The sequence below is a fragment of the Paenibacillus sp. FSL R5-0473 genome (assembly GCF_038004565.1).
Classification (GTDB): Bacteria; Bacillota; Bacilli; order Paenibacillales; family Paenibacillaceae; genus Paenibacillus; species Paenibacillus amylolyticus.
In genome coordinates this window covers 3,469,353-3,494,975 of the sequence record NZ_JBBORL010000001.1, presented here as the reverse complement: position 1 = coordinate 3,494,975, position 25,623 = coordinate 3,469,353, and the positions used below count along the sequence as shown (strand labels likewise).

The 25,623-nt window shown below is 47.2% G+C and carries 18 protein-coding genes; 12 read left to right on the top strand and 6 right to left on the bottom strand.

Translation table 11 applies throughout. The features are described 5' to 3' along the window. The first annotated feature begins 198 nt into the window (after positions 1 to 198). Both MKY28_RS15185 and MKY28_RS15180 read left to right on the top strand, forming a co-directional pair. Complete coding sequence (locus MKY28_RS15185) at positions 199 to 825, top strand: GDSL-type esterase/lipase family protein (RefSeq protein ID WP_340936313.1); 627 nt, start codon at positions 199 to 201, stop codon at positions 823 to 825. A 92-nt stretch (positions 826 to 917) separates the two neighbouring features. Continuing rightward, a complete protein-coding gene (locus MKY28_RS15180; RefSeq protein ID WP_340936312.1) occupies positions 918 to 1,979 on the top strand; it encodes a phosphotransferase in 1,062 nt (353 codons plus the stop codon). A 113-nt stretch (positions 1,980 to 2,092) separates the two neighbouring features. Here MKY28_RS15180 and MKY28_RS15175 read toward each other — a convergent pair whose 3' ends face one another. From MKY28_RS15175 to MKY28_RS15165, 3 genes are all read right to left on the bottom strand, one after another. Then, the gene (locus MKY28_RS15175) at positions 2,093 to 2,770 is read right to left on the bottom strand and encodes a tetratricopeptide repeat protein (RefSeq protein WP_076326845.1); all 678 of its coding nucleotides are present in this window, start codon (positions 2,768 to 2,770) and stop codon (positions 2,093 to 2,095) included. 14 nt (positions 2,771 to 2,784) lie between these two features. Then, positions 2,785 to 4,773 (bottom strand): translation factor GTPase family protein, encoded by a 1,989-nt coding sequence (locus MKY28_RS15170; RefSeq protein ID WP_340936311.1) that lies wholly within the window; start codon positions 4,771 to 4,773, stop codon positions 2,785 to 2,787. Positions 4,774 to 4,915: 142 nt separating this feature from the next. Beyond that, on the bottom strand, positions 4,916 to 5,842 hold the full coding sequence (locus tag MKY28_RS15165) for a helix-turn-helix domain-containing protein (RefSeq protein ID WP_083669770.1): 927 nt from the start codon (positions 5,840 to 5,842) through the stop codon (positions 4,916 to 4,918). A gap of 141 nt (positions 5,843 to 5,983) precedes the next feature. Between MKY28_RS15165 and MKY28_RS15160 the strand changes: the two genes are divergently transcribed. Together MKY28_RS15160 and MKY28_RS15155 are read left to right on the top strand one after the other, a co-directional pair. After that, positions 5,984 to 7,501, top strand: coding sequence for a tagaturonate reductase (locus MKY28_RS15160; protein ID WP_340936309.1), 1,518 nt, complete (start codon positions 5,984 to 5,986; stop codon positions 7,499 to 7,501). Further along, positions 7,498 to 9,012 carry a UxaA family hydrolase gene (locus tag MKY28_RS15155; protein WP_340936308.1) on the top strand — a complete coding sequence of 505 codons (1,515 nt, stop codon included), beginning with the start codon at positions 7,498 to 7,500 and terminating at the stop codon, positions 9,010 to 9,012. The genes MKY28_RS15160 and MKY28_RS15155 overlap by 4 nt, the downstream gene beginning before the upstream one ends. A gap of 101 nt (positions 9,013 to 9,113) precedes the next feature. Here MKY28_RS15155 and MKY28_RS15150 read toward each other — a convergent pair whose 3' ends face one another. The 3 genes from MKY28_RS15150 to MKY28_RS15140 form a co-directional block, all read right to left on the bottom strand. Beyond that, on the bottom strand, positions 9,114 to 9,800 hold the full coding sequence (locus MKY28_RS15150) for an AlkZ-related protein (RefSeq protein WP_340936307.1): 687 nt from the start codon (positions 9,798 to 9,800) through the stop codon (positions 9,114 to 9,116). A gap of 34 nt (positions 9,801 to 9,834) precedes the next feature. Then, positions 9,835 to 10,791, bottom strand: coding sequence for a helix-turn-helix transcriptional regulator (locus MKY28_RS15145; RefSeq protein WP_047842441.1), 957 nt, complete (start codon positions 10,789 to 10,791; stop codon positions 9,835 to 9,837). A gap of 438 nt (positions 10,792 to 11,229) precedes the next feature. After that, the gene (locus MKY28_RS15140; protein ID WP_340936306.1) at positions 11,230 to 13,257 is read right to left on the bottom strand and encodes a beta-galactosidase; all 2,028 of its coding nucleotides are present in this window, start codon (positions 13,255 to 13,257) and stop codon (positions 11,230 to 11,232) included. A gap of 128 nt (positions 13,258 to 13,385) precedes the next feature. Between MKY28_RS15140 and MKY28_RS15135 the strand changes: the two genes are divergently transcribed. From MKY28_RS15135 to MKY28_RS15100, 8 genes are all read left to right on the top strand, one after another. Then, positions 13,386 to 14,219 (top strand): AraC family transcriptional regulator, encoded by an 834-nt coding sequence (locus MKY28_RS15135; RefSeq protein WP_101313423.1) that lies wholly within the window; start codon positions 13,386 to 13,388, stop codon positions 14,217 to 14,219. Positions 14,220 to 14,362: 143 nt separating this feature from the next. Then, on the top strand, positions 14,363 to 15,151 hold the full coding sequence (locus tag MKY28_RS15130) for an alpha/beta hydrolase (protein WP_036609494.1): 789 nt from the start codon (positions 14,363 to 14,365) through the stop codon (positions 15,149 to 15,151). Positions 15,152 to 15,235: 84 nt separating this feature from the next. After that, positions 15,236 to 15,901, top strand: coding sequence for an SGNH/GDSL hydrolase family protein (locus tag MKY28_RS15125; RefSeq protein ID WP_036609492.1), 666 nt, complete (start codon positions 15,236 to 15,238; stop codon positions 15,899 to 15,901). 12 nt (positions 15,902 to 15,913) lie between these two features. Then, a complete protein-coding gene (locus MKY28_RS15120) occupies positions 15,914 to 16,795 on the top strand; it encodes an SMP-30/gluconolactonase/LRE family protein (RefSeq protein ID WP_340936305.1) in 882 nt (293 codons plus the stop codon). Positions 16,796 to 17,199: 404 nt separating this feature from the next. Then, entirely contained in the window at positions 17,200 to 20,268 is a 3,069-nt protein-coding gene (locus tag MKY28_RS15115) for a X2-like carbohydrate binding domain-containing protein (RefSeq protein ID WP_445670898.1), read from the top strand. Between the two features lie 271 nt (positions 20,269 to 20,539). Then, on the top strand, positions 20,540 to 22,087 hold the full coding sequence (locus tag MKY28_RS15110) for a response regulator transcription factor (protein WP_127543821.1): 1,548 nt from the start codon (positions 20,540 to 20,542) through the stop codon (positions 22,085 to 22,087). A gap of 18 nt (positions 22,088 to 22,105) precedes the next feature. After that, positions 22,106 to 23,875 carry a cache domain-containing sensor histidine kinase gene (locus tag MKY28_RS15105; protein WP_101313428.1) on the top strand — a complete coding sequence of 590 codons (1,770 nt, stop codon included), beginning with the start codon at positions 22,106 to 22,108 and terminating at the stop codon, positions 23,873 to 23,875. Positions 23,876 to 24,227: 352 nt separating this feature from the next. Further along, positions 24,228 to 25,511: an extracellular solute-binding protein gene (locus tag MKY28_RS15100; RefSeq protein ID WP_340033018.1), complete on the top strand. Its 1,284-nt coding sequence runs from the start codon at positions 24,228 to 24,230 to the stop codon at positions 25,509 to 25,511. Positions 25,512 to 25,623 lie beyond the last annotated feature (112 nt).

Below are 25,623 nucleotides of genomic sequence, written 5' to 3'. Positions count from 1 at the left end.
GCAATGAATCAGGCTCTGCCGCGTTATGCGGCAGGGCTTTTTTCTTTTTTTTACCTCTACAGAAGAAGAAATATGGTTTTATGCAAAAGAAAGGTGCATGCCTAAGGACACCATCCCGCGCCTTGTCTTGCCACCCATCATAAGATATAGAGCAGTTCATTATTGTTCAGAGAAATCACAGCAGAGAGGGGCGACGGGATGGTATATCGATATGTGGCTATAGGAGATTCATTAACGGTAGGTACAGGAGCGTTGCTGGGCACCGGCTTTGTTCCTTTATATCGGCGAATGGCAGAAATGAATGTTCGTACGTTTGTATCCATGGAAAATATGGGCGTGAATGGACTGACGTCGGGGGAAATGTTGCAGATGATCTCTTCGCATCCCCGAGTGCGGCAATCGCTCCGTGAAGCGGATATCATTACCATATCCATTGGCGGGAATGATCTGATTCGTACGTTCAAAGCAAGTAATGGCATTCTAAATGCCAGCAAAATGACACAGGTGCTTGGAGAAACCCGCAGTAATGTATCTCAGATCATGCGGCACATTCGGCAGTTAAAGGGCAACCATGAGTATATGGTCCGATCCATCGGATTGTACAACCCGTATCCACAAGCGACGGAAGCTGCGTACTGGGTGCGCCAATATAATTCGTTTCTGAATGGAGCGGGATCAGGCAACTATGCGTGTGCTCAGGTCTATGACAGGTTCGAAGGTCGTGAACGTGAACTGTTGTTCTGGGATAGAGTACATCCTAATGCAAGAGGGTATCGTGTCATTGCGGAGCAGCTTAATCGGACGGGATATTACCCGTTCTCTTGATCACTTTGGAACAGAACTAGACCAAGCGATGGACTTCCTTTAAGATAAATAAAAGACAGTTCCATTTTGTGAGATAAAGGGGTTAATTTTTGGTGCAAAACATCGATTCCGGTTCCCTCCATCCTTCAGAGCAGCAGCGTATATCCGAAGTGTTGGCCTTATATGGTTTCACATCGGACTGGAAAGGCGAGCGTGGAAAGGGTGGGATGAATAATTCTACTTACATGCTCCATGTAGACGGGACTAATTACGTCATGAGACAATATGAAACACATAATGATCCGATGAAAATCACCTTTGAACACGAGGTGCTGGCAGCCCTTCAACGTTCGAACTTTAAGCTTGATACACCTTCACCTGTAAGGCGGTTATCTGGTGAGGGAGGTACATTCCTTCCTGTAAAAGATACCCTCACTGGTCATACCAAAATAGTGACTCTGTTTCATTATAGGGAAGGCGTCAATCCCATCTGGCACACACCAGATCATTTGATAGGGCTCGGTAAAGCGGCGGGGGCCCTGTCTTCTGTTATGGCTACGCTGGATATACCACTTGAACCTGTGTATCCACCATACTATCGAATTCAGGATGCGTATCCGCTCTGTTCACCAGAACGATTATTACAGCTATGCACATCGCCGCCGGAGCAATTGGCCGCATGTGCAAATGAGTTGAAGCAACTGAGAGAGGCGCTGCCAGATCTGTTTGAAGCCCTGCGGGGTATGGAATATCTGCCGCATCAATTGGTTCATGGGGACGTGAATGCCTCGAATGTATTGGTAGATCAGCAGGATGGTGAAATCTGTGCCATTTTGGATTTTGAATTTGCGACATGGGATTTGCGGGTAATGGAGCTGGCTGTTCCGATGTCTGACTTCCTTACCATGGACAAGAGTGAAGATTGGATGTGGCAGGCACAGGAGGGACTGATCAGGGGATTTCGGGAACAGGTCAGCCTGAAACCGGAAGAGTTGCTGGCTATACCTCGATTGATTTTACTGCGTAGTCTGGATGTGGTCATGCATTTCATCAGTCGGATGTTCGAGGGTACAGATGAGCCGGAAGTGGCTGTGGAGCAGATTGTGAAGCTCAAACAGCGGATCGACTGGATGCGTCTTCATGAAGAACGACTGCGTGAGATATTGGTGTATTAATATCGTTATTAAGAATAAAGTGCACTGGTACTGCTCATACGAGGGCAGAGATCAGTGCACTTTTATTGGTTAGAAAAGTGATATATGAAGATTACAGCGTATAGCGAATGACATTACAATCCACGTTTGCGGAACCAACTGCGGACAGCCCAGCGGCGCTCCTGACGTTTTTTGTATTTGGGCAACGAACGATAAACGTTTAACGATTGCTCGTAAGCCTGCTTCGCGTCTGAATTGCGTCCGAGGGAACGGTGAACCGAGCCGAGCAGATAATAAGCTTCACTGGAAGAGGAATGAATCTCCTGAAACTGATGCACATAATCCAGCGCTTTGTCCTCATGCGTATCTTTGAAAGCTCCAGCAAGGGTTAGGTACGGGCGTCCGTACTTAACTCTGGGGTTGATCTCGAGGGCTTGCAAAATATGACGTTCGCCTTTTTCGATGTTACCCAGATGAAGCTCAGTCGTCCCTAATGCCTCCCAGTACTCAGCCGATTGCTCGTATGGGCGTTCCAGTTCAAGCAATAACGCATGTGCCTCGCTGTAACGCTTGCGCTCAATTAACAGGCGAGCCAGTTCCAGCTTGGAGGAAACTTCATTGGGACTCATGGCAAGCTGTTGCCGAAGCCGGGAGATGTTACGCATACGTTTGAGAGGTTTCGTGAAGCTTGGGAACACCCCAACGTAACGACGATCCAGGAAATACAGTATAACGAGTAAAATGAGGATGGCAATGAACGGATTACCTACAATCCGCCATAAAAGGCCAAAGATAAGAAATTTAATAAGCACAGATTCAACTCCATTTATGATGTAATCGCGTTTCGTACACTTAAAATATATTTCGATTGATCCAGCGGGTTAACTCCTCTGCGTTTGCGCGTATGATTCACATCCGCAGAACAATCTTGGTATCCGGCAAACGAAGTCGTAAGCACTCCGCGGCCGCTTGTCTCGGAACGCAGTTTCACCGGATAATCCATTGAGGTGGCAAGAGGCATAACTCCTTCAATAATACAACGTCCGCTACCAATGACGGGGGCTTCGAAGGTTGCCCGCATATGTACCAGATCACTAAGGGCCTTACCGCCGTATTCCTCCGGGACCGTCAGCCGGAACTGAAGAAGGGGTTCCAGCAACGTGGTACCTGTTCTCGACAATCCATCCATGATTCCCATAGGCGTGGCTACAACAAAATCCAGCGGATGTGTATGCCAGACATGATGTTCCCCTTCCACCAGCGTGATGCGCAGATCGGTTACTTCCCAACCGAGCATACCTTGAGACAAGGCTTCCGGAATTCGTCGTTCAACTTCATTCTGATAACGTAACAGCAGATCTTCTGTCCTTACGGTTGAGGCATAGATCAGACCGCTTCCGCGAGGCAAAGGTTCAATCTTGAAGCGAAGGATGGCCCAGCAGGGCTTAGGCATCGTATAAGCGATGTAACCATCTCCGGCTGTACGTGGTGTCTCCTTATAGATGACGGATGGCGGATCAAACACGACATCCAATCCGAAACGACTCAGCAACAGGCTGGATAAAATCTCAAGCTGAATGGTTCCCATGACCTTGAGATGCAGTTCTCGTTCCTCCGGCAACCATTGCAGGTCGAGTAAGGGGTCTTCATCCGTCAACTCTTGCAATGCTGCGACAAGATCGGGGTAACGTGCCGGGTCCTTGCCATGTACTTGTACGGTCAGCAAAGGCACAGCCATCTGTGGCAGAGGAGGTACACCTTCAGGATTGCCGATAATGTCACCCACATGTGTGTCACTCAGTCCATACAGCGCAGCAATCTGCCCCGCGTGAACGGCACCGGTATCCGCCCATTTCCGTCCATCCATACGGCGAATCTGCGTCACTTTCTCTTCAAGCTCCCGCGTCGAATTATGGATGGTATCCCGATTGTGTAAGCTGCCACCATACATACGGACGTATGCCGTGCGGCCCATCGTACGGTCACGTTCAATTTTGAACACAACACCGGATACGGGAGAGTCCACTGGTTGTGCAGGTGGAGGCAGAAATGCAAGGACCGTGTCCAGCAATGCCGTGACGCCAATTCCTTTGCCGGAAGCCCCATAACACACAGGGAACATCTCACCCTGATGCACATACCGCAGGAATGCTTCATTCAGATCCCTTTGTGATAACGGAGTCTCCTGGATGTAGGCTTCCATGACCTTTTCGTCCAGCTCGGCAAGTATCTCGACCAGACCTGGAATGGAAGGTGTGCCATCTGACAGAGAATCTTGATTCGGGTTCCATAGCGAGTCGATGCCATGAAATGAATCTTCGTGGAACTGATACGTTTGGATTTCGCATGCGAAAGGGGACAGGGTGGAACGAATCTGCTCCATTACCGCTGGGGCAGACGCGCCAATCCGATCCATTTTATTAATATAAATGATGGTTGGGATGCGAAGTGAACGAAGGGCATGCCAGATGGCTTCACTCTGGGACTGAATGCCTTCTACTGCCGACAGAATGAGAATAGCGCCATCCATTACCCGTAGCGTTCGCTCTACTTCGGAGCTAAAATCAATGTGACCAGGCGTATCAATGAGGTCAATGATGGTGTTCTTCCAGATCAGAGAGGTCATGGCTGCCTGAACGGATATGCCACGTTCTTTCTCAATGTCCAGGGAGTCTGTGGCTGTTGTTCCGTCATCTACACGTCCCGGACTGCGGACGACACCACTCTCAAATAACATATGCTCGGTGGTGGTTGTTTTCCCCGCATCCACATGGGCGAAGATACCAATATTCCTGCGATTCAATTCGTTTAACATGGAATGCTAAGCTCCTCTGACAACGGAATGCAATGTTTCCGACAAGTAATAATCCAGATTATCATACCACATCTTCCATATGGAAGAATATGTGGATATATATGATTAGACCCAGGCACCTATGTTCCAGTCGGGTTCTATTTTAACGAGAACTGTTCATGGTTCTGCGGTATGCTGCGGGCGTTGTACCGGTTAATTTTTTGAATTGACGGTAAAAATGGGGCAGGCTGTCGAACCCGCAAGCATCAGCAACGGCTGCCATCGTCTCATCACCTTGCACCAGATGCTCTTTCGCCATAATGACCCTTCGTGCTAATGCGTAATCCGTTAGAGTCATTCCCGTGTATCGTTTGAAGGCACGACTGAAATGGGCAGGGGATACAGAGGCGTGCTGCGCCAGTTCAGGGAGGGACAGGCCATTCCGAAGGTTATCGTCAATATGAGAGATCGTAGAAGAGAGCCATGAGGGACCTGGAGCGGATTTACCCGGATTCGCAGGTCCTGCAGCTTCCAGACGTTCCAGAAAAATGAGTAACAGTTGCAGCCTTAACAGGGCCGCATGTGCGCTTAGATGATGACCGAGCTGGAATTCGGTCTGAATATCATCAATGAGGGCAGCCACCTGTGATTGCTCCTCTGTGTTCAGATGCCTCTTATACACACGTTGTTTACGACAACGTTCAAACAGGCTTAGCAAAGAAGAAGCAGCACCTCCGGCGGTGGATGCCAGCAATCCCGGGCTGAAGAACAATGCGGAAGATGTGACAGGATTGCCTGCATCCGGCAAGGCTCGATGAACCGTGCTGCCAGGAATGATGAACAGATCTCCTTCTTGCATATTCTCAAGTCCCGTATCAATAAAGATGCTTCCCTGACCCCGATATACATAGATAATTTCATGCCAGTCGTGAAGGTGATCTGGCAATTCGTTCTGAGGGGATTTGGTATCGCTGTACACCAGGCGGAACGGAATACCGGATTCTGCTTGAATAGTCGTACGAACAGGTGAACGTTCCATAAAGACTCCTTTCCAGACGATCGTCTTCAACGAGATGTTATACCTGGTCATGAGAGAGTATATTTACCGCAATATAAGCAATTTAATTTCCTTTTATTGATGATACAATGAATTTAAAGCGTTTACAATAAAAGGGTGCAGAGCCTTCGAGCTGCATTCCGACAGTACAAATAATCGATGAGGTGAGTGTCCATGTCGGCAAGCACGAAACGGCCAAGGTTGAAGCTGAATTTACTGGGGAGCGATGGTCAGCGCAAGTGCAAGGAGATTATGGAGCGTCCCGTGAAGGTTTTGCAGATTGGAGAAGGTAATTTCTTGCGGGGATTTGCAGACTGGATGCTTCATGAGAGTGCCAGACAAGGCAAATTCCATGGAAGTGTAGCTGTTACCCAACCACGACCGGGAGGCAAAGCCAAGCTGGAGCAGATTCGTGATCAGGATGGATTATATACGATGATTACACGAGGGCTGTCTCAAGGGAAGCCGGTTGAGCGGACAGAGTTGATCTCCATTTTCTCACAGTGTATCAATCCGTATGAGGAATGGGATGCCTTTCTGAACTTGGCGGAACTGCCTTCACTTGAGTTCGTTATTTCCAATACAACCGAATCAGGATTGAAATATACGTATGCGGACTATATCGAGGGTGAACCCGTCCAATCATTTCCGGGGAAATTAACAGTTTTCCTGCATCAGCGATATTTGAAATTTGATGGTGATCCATCCAGAGGTTTGATTCATCTGCCATGCGAGCTGCTTGAAGGCAATGGGGATGTGCTGCGCAGTTGTGTCCTCCGTCATAGTGAGGATTATGGGTATTCGGATGGCTTCCGTTCATGGATCGAGAACCATAATCACTTCTTGAATAATCTGGTAGATCGAATCGTAACAGGTGCGCCGACCCAGGAGGAAGCCGATTCCCTGACGAATCGCTGGGGGTATGAGGACCAGTTGATTAATACGGCAGAGCCATATCATTTCTGGGCCATTCAGGGTGATGAATCATTGGACAAAAAACTTCCACTCAAACAGGCAGGACTCAATGTACATTGGGTGAAAGATCTGAAGCCTTTTCAGGTACGCAAGGTTCGTATTTTGAATGGGGCACATACCTTAATGTCATCCCTCGGCATTCTACAAGGCAAGCAACATGTGAGAGAAACGATGGAAGATCCACATTTTGGCACATGGATCAGGGAAGCGGTACATCAGGAGATCGTCCCTGCTCTGGATATGCCCGATCATCAGCTGGACCAGTATGCGGAAGAAGTGTTCGAACGGTTCCTTAACCCGTATATTGATCACAAATTGCAAGATATTGCTTTGAATACGATTGGTAAATTCAAGGTTCGTGTGTTGCCTACACTTTTGTCTTACGAGCAAAATCAGGGAAGGTGGCCAGAACGTTTAATTCAAGGGTTTGCTGGATTATTGTGTCTCTACCGTCCGGTAAATACGCCAGAAGGTTACAAGGCACAACGACTGAATGGGGACGACATTTTGCTGCGGGATGACCCGGATGTCCTGGCTGCTTTGGCTGCACACTGGGAAGGTTATGACACGCTTAACAGGAATCAGAAGCAACTGGATAACCGAGTAGCGGCTGTGTTGTCGGATACCCTGATCTGGGGCGAAAATCTGGATGCAAGAGAAGGGCTGCGTGCAGCACTTGTTCGTGAAATCGGATTGTTGGAAGGTGAAGGGAAATGAACACAACAAGTACAATCAATGACTGGATTGCCATTCAACCACAGGATGATGTCATTATAGCGCTTCGGGATTATGCCAAAGGAGAACGTATTACATTGCCAGACGGTGTTTCCTTTACATTGCTCGATGACGTGCCGAAGGGGCATAAGATTGCTGTGCATACGCTGGCACCAGGTGATGATGTGATGAAGTATGGTTTCTCCATCGGGATTGCCCAAGAGCAGATTGAGCAGGGAAGCTGGATTCATAGTCACAACCTGAAGACGGGTCTGCACGGATTGCTTGAATATGAGTATCAGCCGGGCGCGCAGGTTCAGACGGACATGCCTCCGGAACATCTGCGCTCATTTGATGGATATTTGCGCCCCAATGGTGACGCAGGTATTCGTAATGAGATCTGGATTGTGAATACGGTTGGATGTATCAATAAAGTGTGTGAAGCTTTGGCACGTATGGGGCAGTCCCAGTTTGGAAGCCGGGTAGATGGTGTATTTCACTTTCCGCATCCATTCGGGTGTTCACAGCTTGGTGATGATCTGAAGTATACACAGCAGTTGCTGGCCTCCTTGGTGGAGCATCCGAATGCAGGAGGCGTGCTCGTCATCGGTCTGGGCTGTGAGAACAATCAGGTCGATGAATTCCGTGAGTGTATTGCTCCGGAATACCGCGGCAAAGTACGGTTTCTCAAAGCACAGGAAACGGATGACGAGCTTGAGGAAGGGCTTCGACTGATGGAAGAACTTGTGGAGATCGCTGAACATGAACAACGGCAGCCGCTTCCGCTCAGTAAACTCAAAATTGGTTTGAAGTGTGGCGGTTCCGATGGTTTATCTGGCATTACAGCCAATCCACTGGTCGGTGCAGTTGCTGATATGCTGGTTGCTGCCGGGGGTACGGCTATTCTGACGGAAGTTCCGGAGATGTTTGGTGCGGAGACGATCTTAATGAACCGGGCTGCCAATGAGCAGGTGTTTCACGATTTGGTGGACCTCGTGAACGGCTTCAAGCAATATTTTGTGAACCATGGCCAGAACATCTATGAGAATCCTTCACCTGGGAATAAGGCTGGTGGCATCACAACGCTAGAGGAAAAGTCACTTGGATGTACGCAAAAGGGAGGACGTTCTTCCGTAGTCGACGTTCTACGTTATGGCAAACGTGTAACTCAAACCGGTCTGAACATTGTAGAAGCACCGGGTAATGACCTGGTATCTGTAACGGCACTGTCTGCGGCGGGTGCACATATTGTGCTCTTCACAACAGGGCGGGGGACTCCCTTCGGAGGTCCGGTACCTACCGTTAAGATTGCGACCCAATCCGATCTGGCGAATCGCAAAAAACACTGGATTGACTTCAACGCAGGCCAGCTGTTGGAGGGGCAGACGATGGATGAGGTGAAAGTGCAGCTGTTCAGCCAGCTGATTGACATTGCTTCAGGACGGTCACACACACTTAGTGAGCAGCATGGATTCCGGGAGATTGCCATATTCAAGGATGGCGTAATTCTCTAAATCCATTGTCGATGGGGGCTGTTGATCGTCTGGGTTACATTATAGGGTGAACCACAGCCAATTCCGGTTGAAATTTGCACTACAACCGGGATTGGCTTTATTTAGATTCCATGGATGCCAAGCACTTTGGAGATGCTTGATAATGCTGCAGGTGAAGCATGTTGTTGTAGTTGCACAATCAATAGTTCACGTGCCTCTTCTATGCTGCCTTCATATGGCTTAATGCCGTGACGTTCCATCCAGTGACCAGCAGTCTCGTATGCGGAGCTGTTCCAGGCGACTTTGCCTTCTGCGAGCCCTTCTTTTTCTTTGGTGCCACTGATCACAATGGCTGCACAGCCCTGAAGGTCCAGAAGTCCACGGTCAAATGTTTTTTTGTCCTCTTTTGCCCCGAAACCGGCTTGTGATCGCAAGGCACGTCCATCGATGCCTTCTTGTTCTGCAACTAACGCATGAAGTTTGAACGCTTCACGGGAGAGTAGACCCGCTTCATACTGTTCCTTGATAGTTCTGGAATCGGCAAGCAGTCGGTGTACCCAAGGGAAGTATTCAGATGAGACAAGAAGCGCTTTCTTTTTGATAAATTTTCCATATGCAGCAATGCCCTCTTCAGCCAGGCGTGAACGCCATAACCAAGGATCGAATTCATCATCCTTGTGCCAATGTTCTTTGGGGGTTAACGATGACAGAGAAGGATAATCGGCAAATAGTGGTGCCAGAGGCAGCAGCCCTATAGACTGGATACGCTGTACTGCTTCTTCGTACGTTATAACGGTTTCATATGTCATGATATCAGTAGGCTCCTTTTTGTGTGTAGTCAAGCTACGACTTGGTTGAAGCAAGGTATCTCCGGCTCACTTCCTCGGCATGCTGACGAATCTCACTGCGAAGTTGGAGAGGTTCAATCACTTCGGCTTCACGTCCTAATCGGTAAAAGAATCGTACGGCCCAGTCCCATTCCCCTGGTGGACAAAGGAATGATAATTCCCAGAGATCCGGGGCAATTTCAGTCATCTTTTCACCAATATGCTCGTCCTGTTCAGCTTCAATCATTCCCCGATAACTCAGTTGTACCTTAACCAGGGTTGGCGGCTGTTCTGGAGGGATCGGCTTACTCTGCTGTTGCTCTGCCTGTTCATTAAGCATCTGTGCATCCTGTGGTTCGATCGCTTTGACTTCGATAATTCGGTCAACCCGGAACAGACGTTGTTCAACATGTTCGAGGGAATATGCTTCACAGTACCAGAAGCCAGAGGAAGCATATACCCGTGTGGGACAGATATGCAACCAACGCTGACGTGATGCGGAGCGATACAGCACACTAAGCCACCCGTGTTCGGGTATACATGCCAGCAGTGCGTCCAGATGAGGAAGAATGTAATTGCGGTCTGGAATATGATGATGCAGTTGTTTGAGCATGGGATCAATTCGCGACATAATATCATCCGGAATGATAGCCTTAACTTTGTTCATCAGGGTCCAGCGTTTCTCATGAAAGGGTGTGTCGGCGTAGCGACTTAGACCTTCAAGAGCGAATAAGAGCGTCGCTGCTTCTACCGGGTCCAGCTGTAATGGGGGTAATACGTAACCCTCCATAAGACTGAAACCGCCTCCCGGACCGGAAATGGCAATAATGGGCACATTCATCTCGGAGAGGGATTGAATATCCCGAAGAATCGTGCGACGGGAAACCTCAAATTTCTCACCTAATGAGTGTGCCGTTTCGTGACCATGCTGTAATGCCATTACAATGGCAGCAAGCCGATTTGTTCTGTTCATGTCAGCCACTCCGTTTCGATCTGCGCCGCCGGAAAGTGATGTCGTAGTTATATTTCTATTGTAACAACGAATAAGTGACATCATGAGTGTCACCAATTTTTCAACTGTTCATTATTTTATAATGGATCAGCATCAAGATTCACAAGCATGTTCCGGCAGGCTTTGTTAAAATGTGTTTCTCGTCCAATTCGCTTTGCATACTGATATTTCCTTCTATCAAAAAGACCACAGATCATGCCAAAAACCCGTATCCGGTGTAGACGGATACGGGAAGTAGCAGCTTTTGGCTTACAGAAGACGATAAAGGTCTGAAATCTATACCAATATCCTCGCTGAAGACAATAACAAGTATAAAAGGAATGAATATGTGACACTTTGTATCGCGGGAATTTCTATCACATTATATTATTCCGAATGATTTCAATTAAGCGAAATCGCTTATTTCATTTCGAGCAATTGCACTCCACGGGCTTCAATCTCAACACTTCCCGAAAGCTCACGATTGGTGAGCAGATCATGTGCCTTAGTTGTTCCCAGATCATAGGATTGTGTGGTTGCGTTATGGTTCATGACAAACAGGTAGGGTCTGCCGTCTTTGGTTCGTGCGCTTACTTCAACACCTTCTGGTGTCTCAAGCAAGGATTCTACGTTCTTGGCTGCTGCAAGCTGTCCCAGCAAACCATCAAGGAAGCGCTCATCCGGGTCGGATGCAACGTACCAGGCTTCACCTTGACCAAAGGTATTACGTGTCACAACAGGCATGCCTTTATAAAAGTCGTCTCCATACTCCGCGATGACTTCGGCTCCTTCACTGTGCAGCAGGTCACACAGCATGCCGCAGCCATACTCTCCTTGAAGATCACCGTAGGTTTCTTTGAGGACAATGCGGTTCTTTTGCTCAGGCAGCAGGGCATCAATCTCTTCCACCCAGATTCCGAGCAGTTTACGAAGTTCTCCCGGATATCCACCTGTGGTCACGAGATCGTTCTCGTTAACAATGCCGCTGAAGAAGGTCGTCAGGAATGTTCCACCTGCTTCAACATACTTCTCCAGTTTGGCGGCAAATCCTGGTTTAACCATGTAAAGAACAGGGGCAAGGACAATGTCGTATTTGCTCATATCCGTATCCACACTGATGATATCTACTTGTATGTTGCGGCGGAAGAAGGCTGCGTAGTATTTATGGATCTGATCCACATAGTTCAGGGCAACCGTAGGTCCGCTTGATTTTTCGATGGCCCACCAGTTATCCCAGTCGAACACAATCGCTACTTTGGATTCAACAGATGCATCCAGCGTGGTATCACCAAGGATCTGCAATTCCTTGCCCAGCTCAGCGACTTCGCGGAATACACGTGTATTCTCATGCCCAGCATGCTCAATAACTGCACCATGATACTTCTCACAGGCACCGATGGAGCGACGAAGCTGGAAGAACATGATGGTATCGGCTCCGTGCGCAACAGATTGATAACTCCACAGACGCATGACACCTGGACGTTTCAGTGAGTTATATGGCTGCCAGTTCTGCTGACTTGGTGTTTGCTCCATCAGCATGAACGGTTGACCATCCTTCAGTCCGCGCATAAGGTCATGAGCCATTGCCGTGAAGCTGACAGGAGTGGCGAGACCAGGATAACTGTCCCAGGAGACAATATCCAAATATTTTGCCCATTTGAAATAGTCCAATTGCTTGAAGAATCCCATCAGATTGGTAGTAACGACGGAGTCCGGAATATGTTTTTTGATTGCATCGTATTCCAACAGATAACAATCCAGCATGCTGTCGGAGTTGAAGCGAGAGTAGTCCAGCGAGATTCCCTGGAACGTTGAATTGTTGTTACCCCAATGTTCGCTCAGGTTACTCGGTAATACAATCTCGTCCCAATCGTAGAAGGTATGCCCCCAGAAATTCGTATTCCATGCTTTGTTGACCTGTTCCAGAGTCTGATAGCGTTCTTTCAGATACACGCGGAACGCTTTCTCACAGTTGTCACAGTAGCACTCACCGCCATATTCATTGGAGATGTGCCATACGAGAACCGCGGGGTGATCCTTGTATCGTTCGGCCAGTTTATCCGCAATCTTCTCAGCGTATTTGCGATAGGTCGGGCTGTTGGGACAGGAATTATGGCGCCCACCGAATTTGCGTTTGCGTCCATCGGCATCTACACGAAGCACGTCTGGATATTTCTTCGCCATCCAGGCCGGATGGGCAGCAGTGCTTGTTGCAAGGCATATATAGACACCGTTTTCATGTAAACGATTAATCAGTTGGTCGAGTTCTTCAAAACGGTAAGTAACTTCATCAGGCTGAATCAGTGCCCATGAAAATACGTTGATTGTGGCAATATCAATGCCTGCCAATTGGAACATGCGCAGGTCTTCAAGGTGGGTTTCGTGATCCCACTGTTCCGGGTTATAATCGCCCCCGTAGAACATTTTGGGCAGTTTGTTACTAATCAATGTGTTCACCTCTTGTATAAGAATAATCCTATACTATATGATACATATGACTTTTAAAATATAATAAAAGTAATGACTCATATAAGAATAAGGAAGTGTATTTCAGCTTGTACCCAAGGAGGCATCCCATGTTTATCTCCCCCCGACATCAACGATATTTCATGACATCACGTGATCAGCCGTTGCCCCTTTATATTGAGAGCCTAGGTTATAACGGCAATCAGGAGAAGGTGTCCAGACCTGTGGGGTATCCCTGTTACCATTGGCTTCAGACAGTAAAGGGAGCCGGAGAATTCAAGTTTGCCGGGTCCACGGTCGTACTGGGGGAAGCATCAGGTATTTTGCTGCCGCCAAATGAACCGCATGAATATGTGCGCGCCCAAGGAGAGTGGGAGACATTCTATATTACATTTGGCGGTTCCCAGTGTCCGGCAATCTTGGAGTCACTTAGTTTGGGTGAAGCAGCGTTGCATCAGTGGGAGCAGAGCAGTCCGTTCAATGATTACGGCCAGGAAGTGCTGGATTCGATCAGAAGTGATCAGGATTTGTCGGGACTCGAGGCGTCAGCGGATATATATCGATTTCTGATTTTGCTCAAAAAACATGGCATGACCGGCAATCGGTCTTCGATCTCTCATGCCGTGGAGAGACTCGCTCCGCTCATTGCATTCATGGAACAGCATTATGCGAATCCTGAGATTGGTCTCGAACATATGGCTGACGTCACGGGGATCTCATCCAGACATCTGAACACCTTGTTCAAACAGTCCTTTGGCATGACAGCCTACAGTTATTTCATTTTGCTGCGCATTCGCAAAGCCAAGGAAATCATGACCGGGGATACCGCCCTGACGATTAGGGAGACTGCAGTTAGGGTAGGGTTTCGAGATGCAAGCCATTTTGTAGCAACTTTTCGCAGGATTGAGGGGGTGACTCCTGAACAGTTCCGTAATTTGTACTAACATGTACCCAAATGATCAAAAAGTGATGCCAGGAAGGTATTGATGCGTTAGGGTCATTACCGTTATGATGGTATCGATTCCTGAGATTCGAAAACGTTTAAACGGACCCATGTATCCGTTCTACTTGGAGAGGATGATTGAAGATGACAACAACTATACCCTTATGGGATCATGCTGCACCTTATGCAGCCCAGGGTCATGAAGACGAGATGCCACATTTGATTCCATTTATTCAGCCCGGTTCCGAGAGCGCTGTCATTGTATGTCCAGGGGGCGGCTATGGATTTTTGGCTGATCATGAAGGTGCTCCAATAGCGGAATTGTTGAACCGTGCAGGTATAAGTGCATTTGTCCTGAATTATCGGGTGGCGCCTCACCAGCATCCTGCACCGATAACAGATGGTCAGCGTGCCATACGTTATGTTCGTGCTCATGCTGAGCAGTATGGCATCAACCCTGCCAAGATTGCAGTACTTGGTTTCTCCGCAGGCGGACATCTCACAGCAACACTGGGAACGCTGTATGACGAGGGACAACCGGATCATGAGGACCTCATCGAACGCCAGAGTTCACGCCCGGACCGAGTTATTCTCTGTTATCCGGTCATTACGATGGAGTCCTATGGACATGCCGGTTCCCGTGAGAATTTGCTTGGGTCGGACGCCTCTGCCGAGCAGATCAAGGCTTTCAGTGCGGAGCAACAGGTAAGAGCGGATGCTCCTGAAGCGTTCATCTGGCATACCAGCGATGACCAGGCAGTGCCTGTAGAGAATAGCTTGCGTTACGCACTTGCATTGGGTGCGCATGGCATCCCCTATGACTTGCACGTTTTTGAGAAAGGCTCACATGGACTTGGATTGGCTGAGGACAACCACGCGGTTCGGGTATGGTCAGATCTGTGTCTCACATGGCTCAAGAATCAAGGCTGGTAATTTTTTTGGCTGATAGCAAGTGAACGGTCCTAACCAATCGAGTAATCCGTATATTAGCGCCTTGGAGCGAAGGAGAAAATGACGATGAAATTTCAAAAAAATGACAAGCTTCTGTTTATCGGGGATTCGATTACAGATTGTGGTCGGGAACATCCTGTAGGCGAAGGCAGTTCAGGTCTGGGCCATGGTTACGTAGCGCAAGTCTATGCCCTCTTGCGGTCCATCTATCCGGAATTGATGTTGCGTGTCCAGAATGTGGGTAATGGTGGAAATACGATTCGTGATCTGAAACAGCGTTGGGATCGTGATGTGCTTGACCTTAAACCGGACTGGCTGACGATCATGATCGGCATTAATGATGTATGGCGTCAGTTCGACAATCCATTGTCAACAGACTCTCATGTGTTTCTTGAAGAATACGAATCCACATTGCGTGAACTGGTGGCTTCGGTTCGTCCCAACCTGAAAGGTCTGGTACTAATGACGCCTTATTATCTTGAGGCCAATCCGGAAGACCCGATGCGGGCAACGATGGATATCTACGGAGAAGCGGTACGCAGGGTAGCGAGTGAGTATGATGCGGTGTATGTGGATACACAGGCTGCATTTGCTCCATTTTGGGATCATTTCTATACGTCTGTGCTGACTTATGACCGGGTACATCCGGATGCAACGGGCCATATGGTATTGTCCAAAGCATTCTTGGATGCCATCGGATTCGAATGGTCAGGCGGCGTCAAATCTGAATAAGGACGTGAGGGCATGAGCGACGTAACTGTAGCACTACAAACCCCGGCATTACTGGGGGAAGGTCCAAGCTGGGATGCGGAGAACAATCGATTGTTGTGGGTAGATATTGAAAGCTTCAAGGTGCATGTGTATGATCCAGCTACAGGGCAGGATCAGGCTTATGATGTCGGTGAACATGTCGGGGCTGTTGTTCCCTATCGTGGTGACGAAGTTGTGGTTGCTTTACGCAGTGGATTCCATACGTATCACTTGCTTACGGGTGAGCTGCAGGCTATTGAAGACCCTGAACAAGATAAGGATACCAATCGTTTTAATGATGGAAAATGTGATGCGAAGGGTCGCTTCTGGGCAGGCACGATGAGCATGAATAATGAGAGCAAAGCCGGATCATTGTATTGTTTGGAGCAAGGGCAACCCGTTCGCACAATGGTACAAGGTGTGTCTACATCCAACGGTCTGGGCTGGAGTCCGGATCGGCAGACCATGTATTACATTGATACCCCGACACGTTCTATTGACCGGTTTGATTTTGATCTGACGGCAGGTACGATACAAAATCGGACAAGTATCATTCACATACCGGAGGAATTCGGTTTTCCGGATGGGATGACGGTTGATGGTGAGGGCATGCTGTGGGTTGCGCACTGGGGCGGAGGAAGAGTCACTCGTTGGAACCCGCATACATCAGAATTGTTGCAACAGATCGAGGTGCCGGCAGATCAGGTAACATCCTGCTGTTTTGGTGGACCGGATCTCGAAGAGTTATACATTACAACAGCACGTATAGGGATTAAGGAAGAACGTTTAAAAGAGACACCGGATGCGGGCTCACTTTTTGTCATCAGACCGGGCGTTAAAGGGCAGGAGACTCACGCTTATGGTAGCCAGCAATAAACAGGTGCCAATTATGTAGTGAACCTTAGTGAACCTCTGCCTGGTTTGCCAGGAAAGAAACGATTCCATTTTTTTACTCTTATATAAAATGTCGAAAGGTGCTGTTCTAACAGCATCTTTTTTTGTTGTATAAACCTGTTTAAACACTGAAAATATTTTACAAAAATCGGAATTTCGACAGAGGGGTTTGGAGATTGCCAGCGAATGTTATTTATTGAAAGTATTATCCAGATAACCGCGAATCAAGAACAATTATGTAAGCGCTTAACAATATGACTGGAAGGGGGTGAGGCTTCTTGTATCAAGGGATGCATTGATTCGTCTGGCACGCCATCATCAGCACGATGAGACAGCGGGGATAGACCGAAATGCAGTAACGAAGTAGAAGAGGAGGATAAGTTAATATGAGAACGTTTATGGGGAAATTGCGAATGATGAGCCTGACGGTTGCTGTAGTAACCGCCTCGCTGGGAGGACTTGCTGGAACAACAGCGGCGGCACCAAGTGAAGCCTATGAGTGGAAAAATGTGGTGACGGGTGCAGGAGGCGGGTTTGTACCGGGCATTATTTTCAACGAGTCGGAAAAGGATCTGATCTATGCCCGTACAGATATCGGGGGAGCCTATCGCTGGAATGCGGCTGACGAGAGGTGGATACCCTTAACGGATTTTGTCGGCTGGGATGACTGGAACAAGAATGGTGTGGACGCACTGGCTACGGACCCGGTTGATCCCGATCGGGTGTATATGGCAGTTGGGACGTATACGAATTCGTGGGACCAAAATAATGGCTCCATCTTGCGCTCTACGGACCGGGGAGATACATGGCAAACCACAACACTTCCGTTCAAAGTGGGCGGCAACATGCCGGGACGTTCAATGGGAGAACGCCTGACCGTGGACCCAAATGATAACAGTATTCTGTATTTCGGTGCACGAAGTGGTCATGGGTTATGGAAAAGTACCGATTACGGTGTGACCTGGAACGAAGTCACAAGCTTCCCGAATCCGGGAAATTATGTGCAAGATCCTTCGAATGAATATACCAGTGACATCGTAGGTCTGGCATGGATTACATTTGACAAAACAACAGGTTCGGCAGGGCAAGCAACCCAGACAATCTATGTGGGTGTTGCGGATAAAGATCAAAGCGTATATCGCAGCACAAATGGCGGCCTGACTTGGTCAGCTGTTGCTGGTCAACCTACAGGTTATATTCCGCATCATGGTGTGTTTGATTCAGACGGAAGCCTCTATATTACGTACAGCGATGGTGTTGGACCCTATGATGGGGCAAAAGGTGACGTGTGGAAACTGAATACGTCTACAGGTGTCTGGACCAACATCAGCCCTGTTCCAAGCAGTAGCACGGATAATTATTTTGGATATGGCGGATTGGCTGTTGATGCACAGAATCCCGGTACATTGATGGTTGCGACATTAAATTCCTGGTGGCCGGATGCCACCTTGTTCCGGAGTACAGATGGCGGAGCGACATGGACACGCATATGGGAATTTGAAGGATATCCGAACCGGAAGTTACGTTATACACAGGATATTTCGGCAGCGCCATGGCTCACATTTGGCACCAATCCTGCCCCACCCGAAACAACCCCAAAACTGGGCTGGATGATCGGTGATCTGGAGATTGATCCGTTTGATTCGGATCGCATGATGTATGGAACAGGTGCTACGATCTATGGAACGAAGAATCTGACAGACTGGGATGATGATGAAAAAATCAATATTTCAGTGATGGCGAAGGGGGTTGAGGAGATTGCCGTACTGGATCTGGTCAGCCCGCCAAGTGGTGCACATTTGATAAGCGGATTGGGAGATGTCTCCGGATTCCGTCATAACAATCTGGACCAGGCTCCAGCTACCATCTTTACGAGCCCGAACTATCCTTCCACAGAAAGTCTGGATTTTGCAGAGTTAAGTCCAAATACGATGGTTCGCGTAGGTAAAGCAGATTATGCTGCTGATCCCAATGCAAAATCCATGGGTTTGTCCAGTGACGGAGGTACTACGTGGTATAAGGCCAATGCAGAACCTGCCGGCACAACCGGAGGAGGGACCGTAGCCATCTCTGCGAATGGTAACCGACTCGTATGGAGCACATCAGATAAAGGCGTACATTATTCGACTGGCGGCAATTCCTGGACGGTAAGTACGGGGATACCTGCACAGGCAAAAGTGATTTCGGATCGTGTCAATCCAAACAAATTTTATGGATTTGCAGCGGGTAAAATCTATGTGAGTGTGAATGGTGGTGCTACTTTCACGGCATCATCTGCGACCGGACTTCCAATGGAAGGAAATGTCGATCTGGATGCCGTTCCAGGTGTTGAAGGCGAACTCTGGTTTGCAGGTGGTAGTGAGGAAGAAGGTCCTTACGGATTATGGCATTCCACGGATTCAGGAGCGACATTCACAAAGCTTGCCAATGTAGAGGAAGCAGACAGTATCGGATTTGGTAAAGCCGCCCCTGGGCAGAGCGTTGTTGCGTTATACACGGTTGCGCAGATCGATGGAACACGTGGATTCTTCCGCTCCGATGACGGTGGTGCCAATTGGGCTCGTATCAATGATGATCAGCATCAGTATGCTCGTGTAACCACAATTACGGGTGATCCGCGTCTGTATGGAAGAGTATATCTCGGAACAAATGGCCGCGGAATTTTGTATGCTGACCGTGTTGGAGGTAACAATGGCGGAGGTACTCCAGTGACCAACTCTGTGATTACACCGGTTACAGCCGAATTTGATCGCAAAGCAGGCAATCAGATTAATATTCCAGTCACGTTAACACTTAACGGCAATACACTTGCATCCATTCGCAACGGGAATGCAACGCTGGTTTCAGGTGCAGATTACACGTTGACAGGCAATGAGGTCGTATTAAGTAAAAACTACTTGGCTTCACTTCCCAATGGCGCAGCGACGCTAACCTTTCAATTCAGCGCAGGTGCTCCTGCGACCTTGAATCTGCTCATTAAAGACACGACAGCTGCACCTGTTGGAACCATACGCATTGAGATGTTTAACAGCAACACTTCAGCGACGGGCAGCTCGATTAGTCCCAAATTTAAACTGACAAACACAGGTACTACAGCCTTGAATCTTTCTGATGTGAAAATCAGATATTATTACACGATAAACGGTGAACAGCCTCAGAACTTCTTCGCTGACTGGGCGACTGCTAGCAGTGCGAATGTAACAGGCACGTTCAGTGCACTCAATCCGGTTCGGACAGGTGCTGACCACGTGCTTGAGATTGGATTCACAGCTTCTGCTGGAACTCTGAATGCAGGACAAAGTACGGAAATCCATACGCGCATCTCCAAGAACAATTGGACCAACTATACGCAAACGGATGATTATTCTTTTGCAGGTAGTCAGACTTCCTATACGGACTGGTCCAAAGTCACCGGTTATATCGCGGGAAATCTCCAATGGGGAATTGAACCATAAGTGAGTGATTTAACGAAATAAAGGATTGAAATAGGGGTCCTGATTCGCCAGATGATCAAATGGCGAGTCGGGGCTTCTTATTTTGTCGAAATATAGTGTAAACTATAGATAGTTACCATTGCTTAAAGGATCGTTTTAGGATATAAAAAGAAGTACAATTAATTTAGAATTAATGTAACCGCTAACACTGGAAAGTGTTTATAACCGATATATAATAGTTGGTATAGCCTGTACAGATATAGAGGAAAGATTAGACAAGGGGGTCGCGATCATGAACCGGTTGTGCAAGGTGCTGATTGTTGACGATGAGTTTCTGGTAAGACAGGGCATAAAGCACCATATGAACTGGGAAGCGGAAGGATTTATCATTGTGGGTGAAGCTTCCAACGGTGAAGAAGGATTACAGCAGGTGAACCTGTTAAAACCGGATATTGTGATCACCGACATTGTCATGCCTGTCATGGATGGGGAAACGTTTGTCCGTACACTAAAAGCCAGTAATCCGCAGATTGAAGTTATTGTACTTAGCAGCTTCAGTGAATTCGAGTATGTACGTTCAACGCTTCAGCACGGGGCAGCCGATTATATACTGAAACCCAAGCTGGATACAAATGAATTATTGCAGGTCCTTCAACGAACAGCGGGTAAAATTCCGGAGCTACAGTTCGAGCCGTCGCACGATGGCTGGAGACTTGGGCAACTGATGGAGAAGATGCTGTCCGGATTTACACTGGATGAAGATAGCGAAATGCCGATCATTCGAGATACCTTTCCGTATGAATCCTTTCGCTTGCTGGTGTATAAACCCGTGGGTGCTGGAGGGAATCCACTGAAGATGGATCAGGAGCAGATTGAGTCCAAGCTCCGCTGTGATCTGCCTGAAGTAGAATGTGCAATGGTTCCCGCAGAGGGTACATTACCTGTGATGCTTCTTAATGTCGATCCTGCGAGAGATGAATGGATGCTTGAACGGATCAGACAGTTGGCCAGTGAAAATGCAACAGGAGAAGACAGTCCTGGTTGGGTGCTTAGTGAAAGCTTTACTTCATTTGAACAGATGGGTGTTGTTTACCGGGAACGCCTGATTAAGCTGATTGAATATCGTTTCTATTATAAGGATCGACCAATCCTGGTGTATGGTGAACTGCCTCCAATGCATTCCGCAGGTTACCAGTTTAATGTGAATATGTTTTTGCAGCATGTGAAGCGTAACCGGGTCGAAGCGGCAAGGGAGTATTTACAGGATCATGCAAAAACACTTGGACGGGATTATATTGCCGATGTTTTTGAAATCAAATCATTTCTCGGTAACTTGATCTTTAACGTGACCATTACCCTCGCGGATATGGATGTCCAGTCTGCCGGGCTGGAAGAGAGCAAATATACGTATTTTAAAAATGTGGACGGCGCTTCGAGTCTGGACGAAGTCATGACCGTGCTTGATCAATTCATGACGGAAGTTCAGGAGTGCACCGTTGGTGCGGGTGGAAAACGAAGTGATCCCAACATGAAGATGTTGCTGGATTACATGCATGAGCACTTTGATCAGCCGCTCGGGCTTGCTGAAGTAGCAAAGCACTTTCATTTTAATCCATCGTATTTATCCAGTTATTTCTCATCTCACAAAAAAGAAGGATTTAATGAATACTTAAATAAAATTCGGATAGAAAAAGCCGAGGAATTGCTCCGATCCGATGATGTAACGATCTCTGAGATTAGTAGTATGGTAGGTTATTCCGATCATAGTTACTTTTGCAAAGTGTTCAAAAAATTCACCGGATTATCACCAAGCCGATACCGGCGCAAATTCTGGGCATAAAGTCAGAAGGATAAGATCATGAAGAAATGGATGAACCAATTATCTCGTCTCGGATTGTTTCCTAAGTTGTTTCTGGTTATGGTGGTCAGTATTGTCCTCGTTTCTGTACTCATCTTATGGACGACCATTCACATGTCAACCAATCTGTTTACTGAGACGTTCAGTATCACAAACTCCAAGGTGCTTAATCAGATCAAAACAAATTTTGAATCCTTTAATGAGGCCATTGCTGCCGTATCGAATAATGTGACGCAGAGTGGATCGATCCGAGGATTCCTGTCCGAAGGAGATGCCGATTCCCTCACGATGGCCAAATCCTTCTATAATATGAGGGAAACGATGGATCGAATTCAATCCATCACAGAATCCTACGAAGTTGGGATAACAATTATCGGGATTAATGGACGGAGCTATTCCACGAATCGTGCTCACCTTCAGTTGTCCGTGGATGAATTGAAGCAGGAGCCAATTACGATGGAAGCAGCTGAGACGCCGAGTCGTCTTATCTTTGATGTTTACCAAAACGAGTCAACGCTCGGGAGTCAGCAGATGATCTCTGCGACGAAAGCGTTGACGGACCGAACACGCAGCCGGATATACGGTACGCTCTATGTCACGATGAGAGAAGACATATTCCGGCAATTTTACAGCAGCTTTACAAGTCGTGGCAATGATGTGGTCATTATGAATGAAAAAGGTGAGATTGTATCATCGAATCGTGAAGACTGGATCGGAACAACTCAGCTGGATTTGCTATCGTATGCCCGGGATATGAACAACAACTCTCCGAGAAGTATTAATGCTCGTGTGATGGATCAGGATAGCGTTGTGTTATCCGAGTATTTACCGTTCTATCGGTTTTATATTGTCAATGTAGTGGATAAGGATCTGGCGATGGGTCAACTTATCGACATGAAGACGGTTGCCCTGATCTGTGCAGCTATCGTTGTGGGGGCACTCATCCTTGTGTTTCTCATCACCAGCCAGATTACCAAGTCACTGCGCAGACTTGTGAAGCAGATGTCCAACATTACAAAAAGTGATCTGGACAACTATATTCCGGTGAGCGGAAGCTACGAGAGCAGGCAGCTTGGTCATGCTTACAATTACATGCTTGATGAACTGCATGATTATGTGGATCAGTTAGTACAGACACAGCATGAACAACGGAATGCAGAGCTTGCGGCATTACAGAGTCAGATTAATCCTCACTTCTTGTACAATACACTTGCATCTGTCAAAGTTCTGGTGCAACAAGGCAACAAAGACAGGGCTGCGGAGACGATTAATGCATTAATTGGATTGCTGCAAAATACGATCAGTGATGTGAGTCAGACTGTTACAGTGGAACAAGAAGTCGAGAATTTGAAAAATTATGTCTTCATTAATCACGTCAGATATGGTGGCCGGATTAAAGCAGCTTTCTACGTTGCTCCGGATTGTACACACTATCATGTACCCAAACTGGTGATCCAGCCGTTTATCGAGAATGCATTTTTCCATGGATTCATCAAGAAAGAAACGGGTACGATTCATGTCATGGTTTCCAGAGCGGGAGAATCACTCATCTGTGAGATTATGGACAACGGGGATGGAATTGAAGGACTTGTCATGGGAGAAACGTTGCCCAATCCAAAGAACAATCGTCAACTATTCAGTGGTATCGGTATTCGCAATGTCCATGACCGTATTGAGTTATTATATGGTTCACCTTATGGTGTCACCATTATGAGTACGGTTGGGGAAGGAACGAGAGTCACTGTTACACTGCCTTTAATCACGAGTTGAATCGAACCCCGATTCGATTAAATACACTTAAAATCGAGATCCCTCGCTTCTGTTTTCTACAGAGTCGGGGGATTTTTACGTGCCAGAGGTAAAGCGGGTGAAATCATTTTTGTACTATTTCAAGATCAAGAAATTACAAAATCAAAAGAAATTACAAAAAACCAAATTTAATGCAAACGGTTTCTGTAAAGGTTTTCATTGTGGCAATAAGATGACAAATCCGTACAAAATTATTACTAACGAAACGCGATTTGGGAATGATAAGATGTATACATCGAAAGCAACCGCTTTCAGAAAACGCAAACAAATTACACACAAAGAGGTCGAAGGGGAGTTGAATGTTTTGAAAAAAATGTGGGTATTGATGCTCGTTACAGTACTGCTGTTGTCCGCATGTTCATCCGGTGGCGGAGGTAAATCCGCTAGTGGTGGTGACGAAAAAACAAACGAAATTACGGTCTGGGCTTGGGACAAAGCTTTTAACGTAGCTGCAATGGAAACAGCAAAAGAAGCATATCAAAAAGCAAATCCTGATGTGAAAATTAACATCATTGAATACGCTCAAGCTGATATCATTCAGAAACTGAACACGGGGCTTAACTCCGGAACTGCCAGCGGTCTTCCAAACGTAGTACTGATTGAAGACTATCGTTCACAAAGCTTCCTGAATGCATATCCTGATGCGTTCAAAGATCTGTCTTCCAGTATCACGGCTTCCGATTTTGCAGATTACAAACTCGGACCAACAGCGTTTGATGGCAAACAATACGGAGTACCATTTGACTCCGGCGTTGCTGGTTTGTACTACAGAACAGATCTGCTGGAGCAAGCTGGCTACAAATCAGCTGACCTGCAAGACATCACTTGGGATGACTACATCCAAATTGGTAAAGACGTAAAAGCTAAAACAGGTAAAGAGCTTCTTTCTCTTGACCCGAATGACCTTGGTTTGATTCGTATGATGATCCAAACTGCAGGTAAATGGTATTCCGCAGAAGATGGTAAAACACCTGACATTGCTAATAATGCTGCTCTGAAAGAAGCGTTTATTACTTACAAAGCAATGATGGATGCCAACATTGTTAAATTGCACTCTGACTGGAGTCAATTCGTTGCCAACGCCAATAACGGTAGCGTAGCAACAATTCCTACAGGTAACTGGTTCTCACCATCTGTACGTCAAGAAGCTTCCCAATCCGGTAAATGGGCTGTAGCTCCAATACCGAAAATGGCTGGTCAAGCAAACTCTGTTCACGCATCCAACTTGGGTGGTAGCTCTTGGTATGTTATGAACAACGTTCCTGGTGCAGATCAAGCAGCTGATTTTGTAGCAAAAACATTTGGTTCTGACAAACAATTGTATCAAGATCTGTTGAACAACATCGGCGCAATTGGTACGTACAAACCAGCAGTTGATGGTGACGCGTATGCCAAAGCAGATGAGTACTTCGGCGGACAAAAAATCTTCACAGACTTTGCAAATTGGACGAAAGAAATTCCAAGCGTAAACTATGGTATCAACACATATGCCATTGAAGATATTCTCGTTGTAGAAATGCAAGCATTCCTGAACGGTAAATCAATCGATGACGTTCTGGCTGATGCACAAAAACAAGCTGAAGCACAATTAAACTAAGATACCCAAGGTAACTTATAGAACCCTAGGAAACATCGGAGCCATCTCCTATGTCCGGCGCAAGTCGAACCGGATATGGCGAGGGGCTCCGTGGGTTCTACCCATGTTCCAT

Coding starts and splice junctions, on each gene's coding strand:
- MKY28_RS15145 (WP_047842441.1), bottom strand. CDS start 10,791: ATGAACAGAACAAATCGGCTTGCTGCCATTGTAATGGCATTACAGCAT.
- MKY28_RS15130 (WP_036609494.1), top strand. CDS start 14,363: ATGACAACAACTATACCCTTATGGGATCATGCTGCACCTTATGCAGCC.
- MKY28_RS15120 (WP_340936305.1), top strand. CDS start 15,914: ATGAGCGACGTAACTGTAGCACTACAAACCCCGGCATTACTGGGGGAA.
- MKY28_RS15165 (WP_083669770.1), bottom strand. CDS start 5,842: ATGACCAGGTATAACATCTCGTTGAAGACGATCGTCTGGAAAGGAGTC.
- MKY28_RS15100 (WP_340033018.1), top strand. CDS start 24,228: ATGTGGGTATTGATGCTCGTTACAGTACTGCTGTTGTCCGCATGTTCA.
- MKY28_RS15170 (WP_340936311.1), bottom strand. CDS start 4,773: ATGTTAAACGAATTGAATCGCAGGAATATTGGTATCTTCGCCCATGTG.
- MKY28_RS15160 (WP_340936309.1), top strand. CDS start 5,984: ATGTCGGCAAGCACGAAACGGCCAAGGTTGAAGCTGAATTTACTGGGG.
- MKY28_RS15135 (WP_101313423.1), top strand. CDS start 13,386: ATGTTTATCTCCCCCCGACATCAACGATATTTCATGACATCACGTGAT.
- MKY28_RS15105 (WP_101313428.1), top strand. CDS start 22,106: ATGAAGAAATGGATGAACCAATTATCTCGTCTCGGATTGTTTCCTAAG.
- MKY28_RS15185 (WP_340936313.1), top strand. CDS start 199: ATGGTATATCGATATGTGGCTATAGGAGATTCATTAACGGTAGGTACA.
- MKY28_RS15115 (WP_445670898.1), top strand. CDS start 17,200: ATGAGAACGTTTATGGGGAAATTGCGAATGATGAGCCTGACGGTTGCT.
- MKY28_RS15150 (WP_340936307.1), bottom strand. CDS start 9,800: ATGACATATGAAACCGTTATAACGTACGAAGAAGCAGTACAGCGTATC.
- MKY28_RS15155 (WP_340936308.1), top strand. CDS start 7,498: ATGAACACAACAAGTACAATCAATGACTGGATTGCCATTCAACCACAG.
- MKY28_RS15125 (WP_036609492.1), top strand. CDS start 15,236: ATGAAATTTCAAAAAAATGACAAGCTTCTGTTTATCGGGGATTCGATT.
- MKY28_RS15110 (WP_127543821.1), top strand. CDS start 20,540: ATGAACCGGTTGTGCAAGGTGCTGATTGTTGACGATGAGTTTCTGGTA.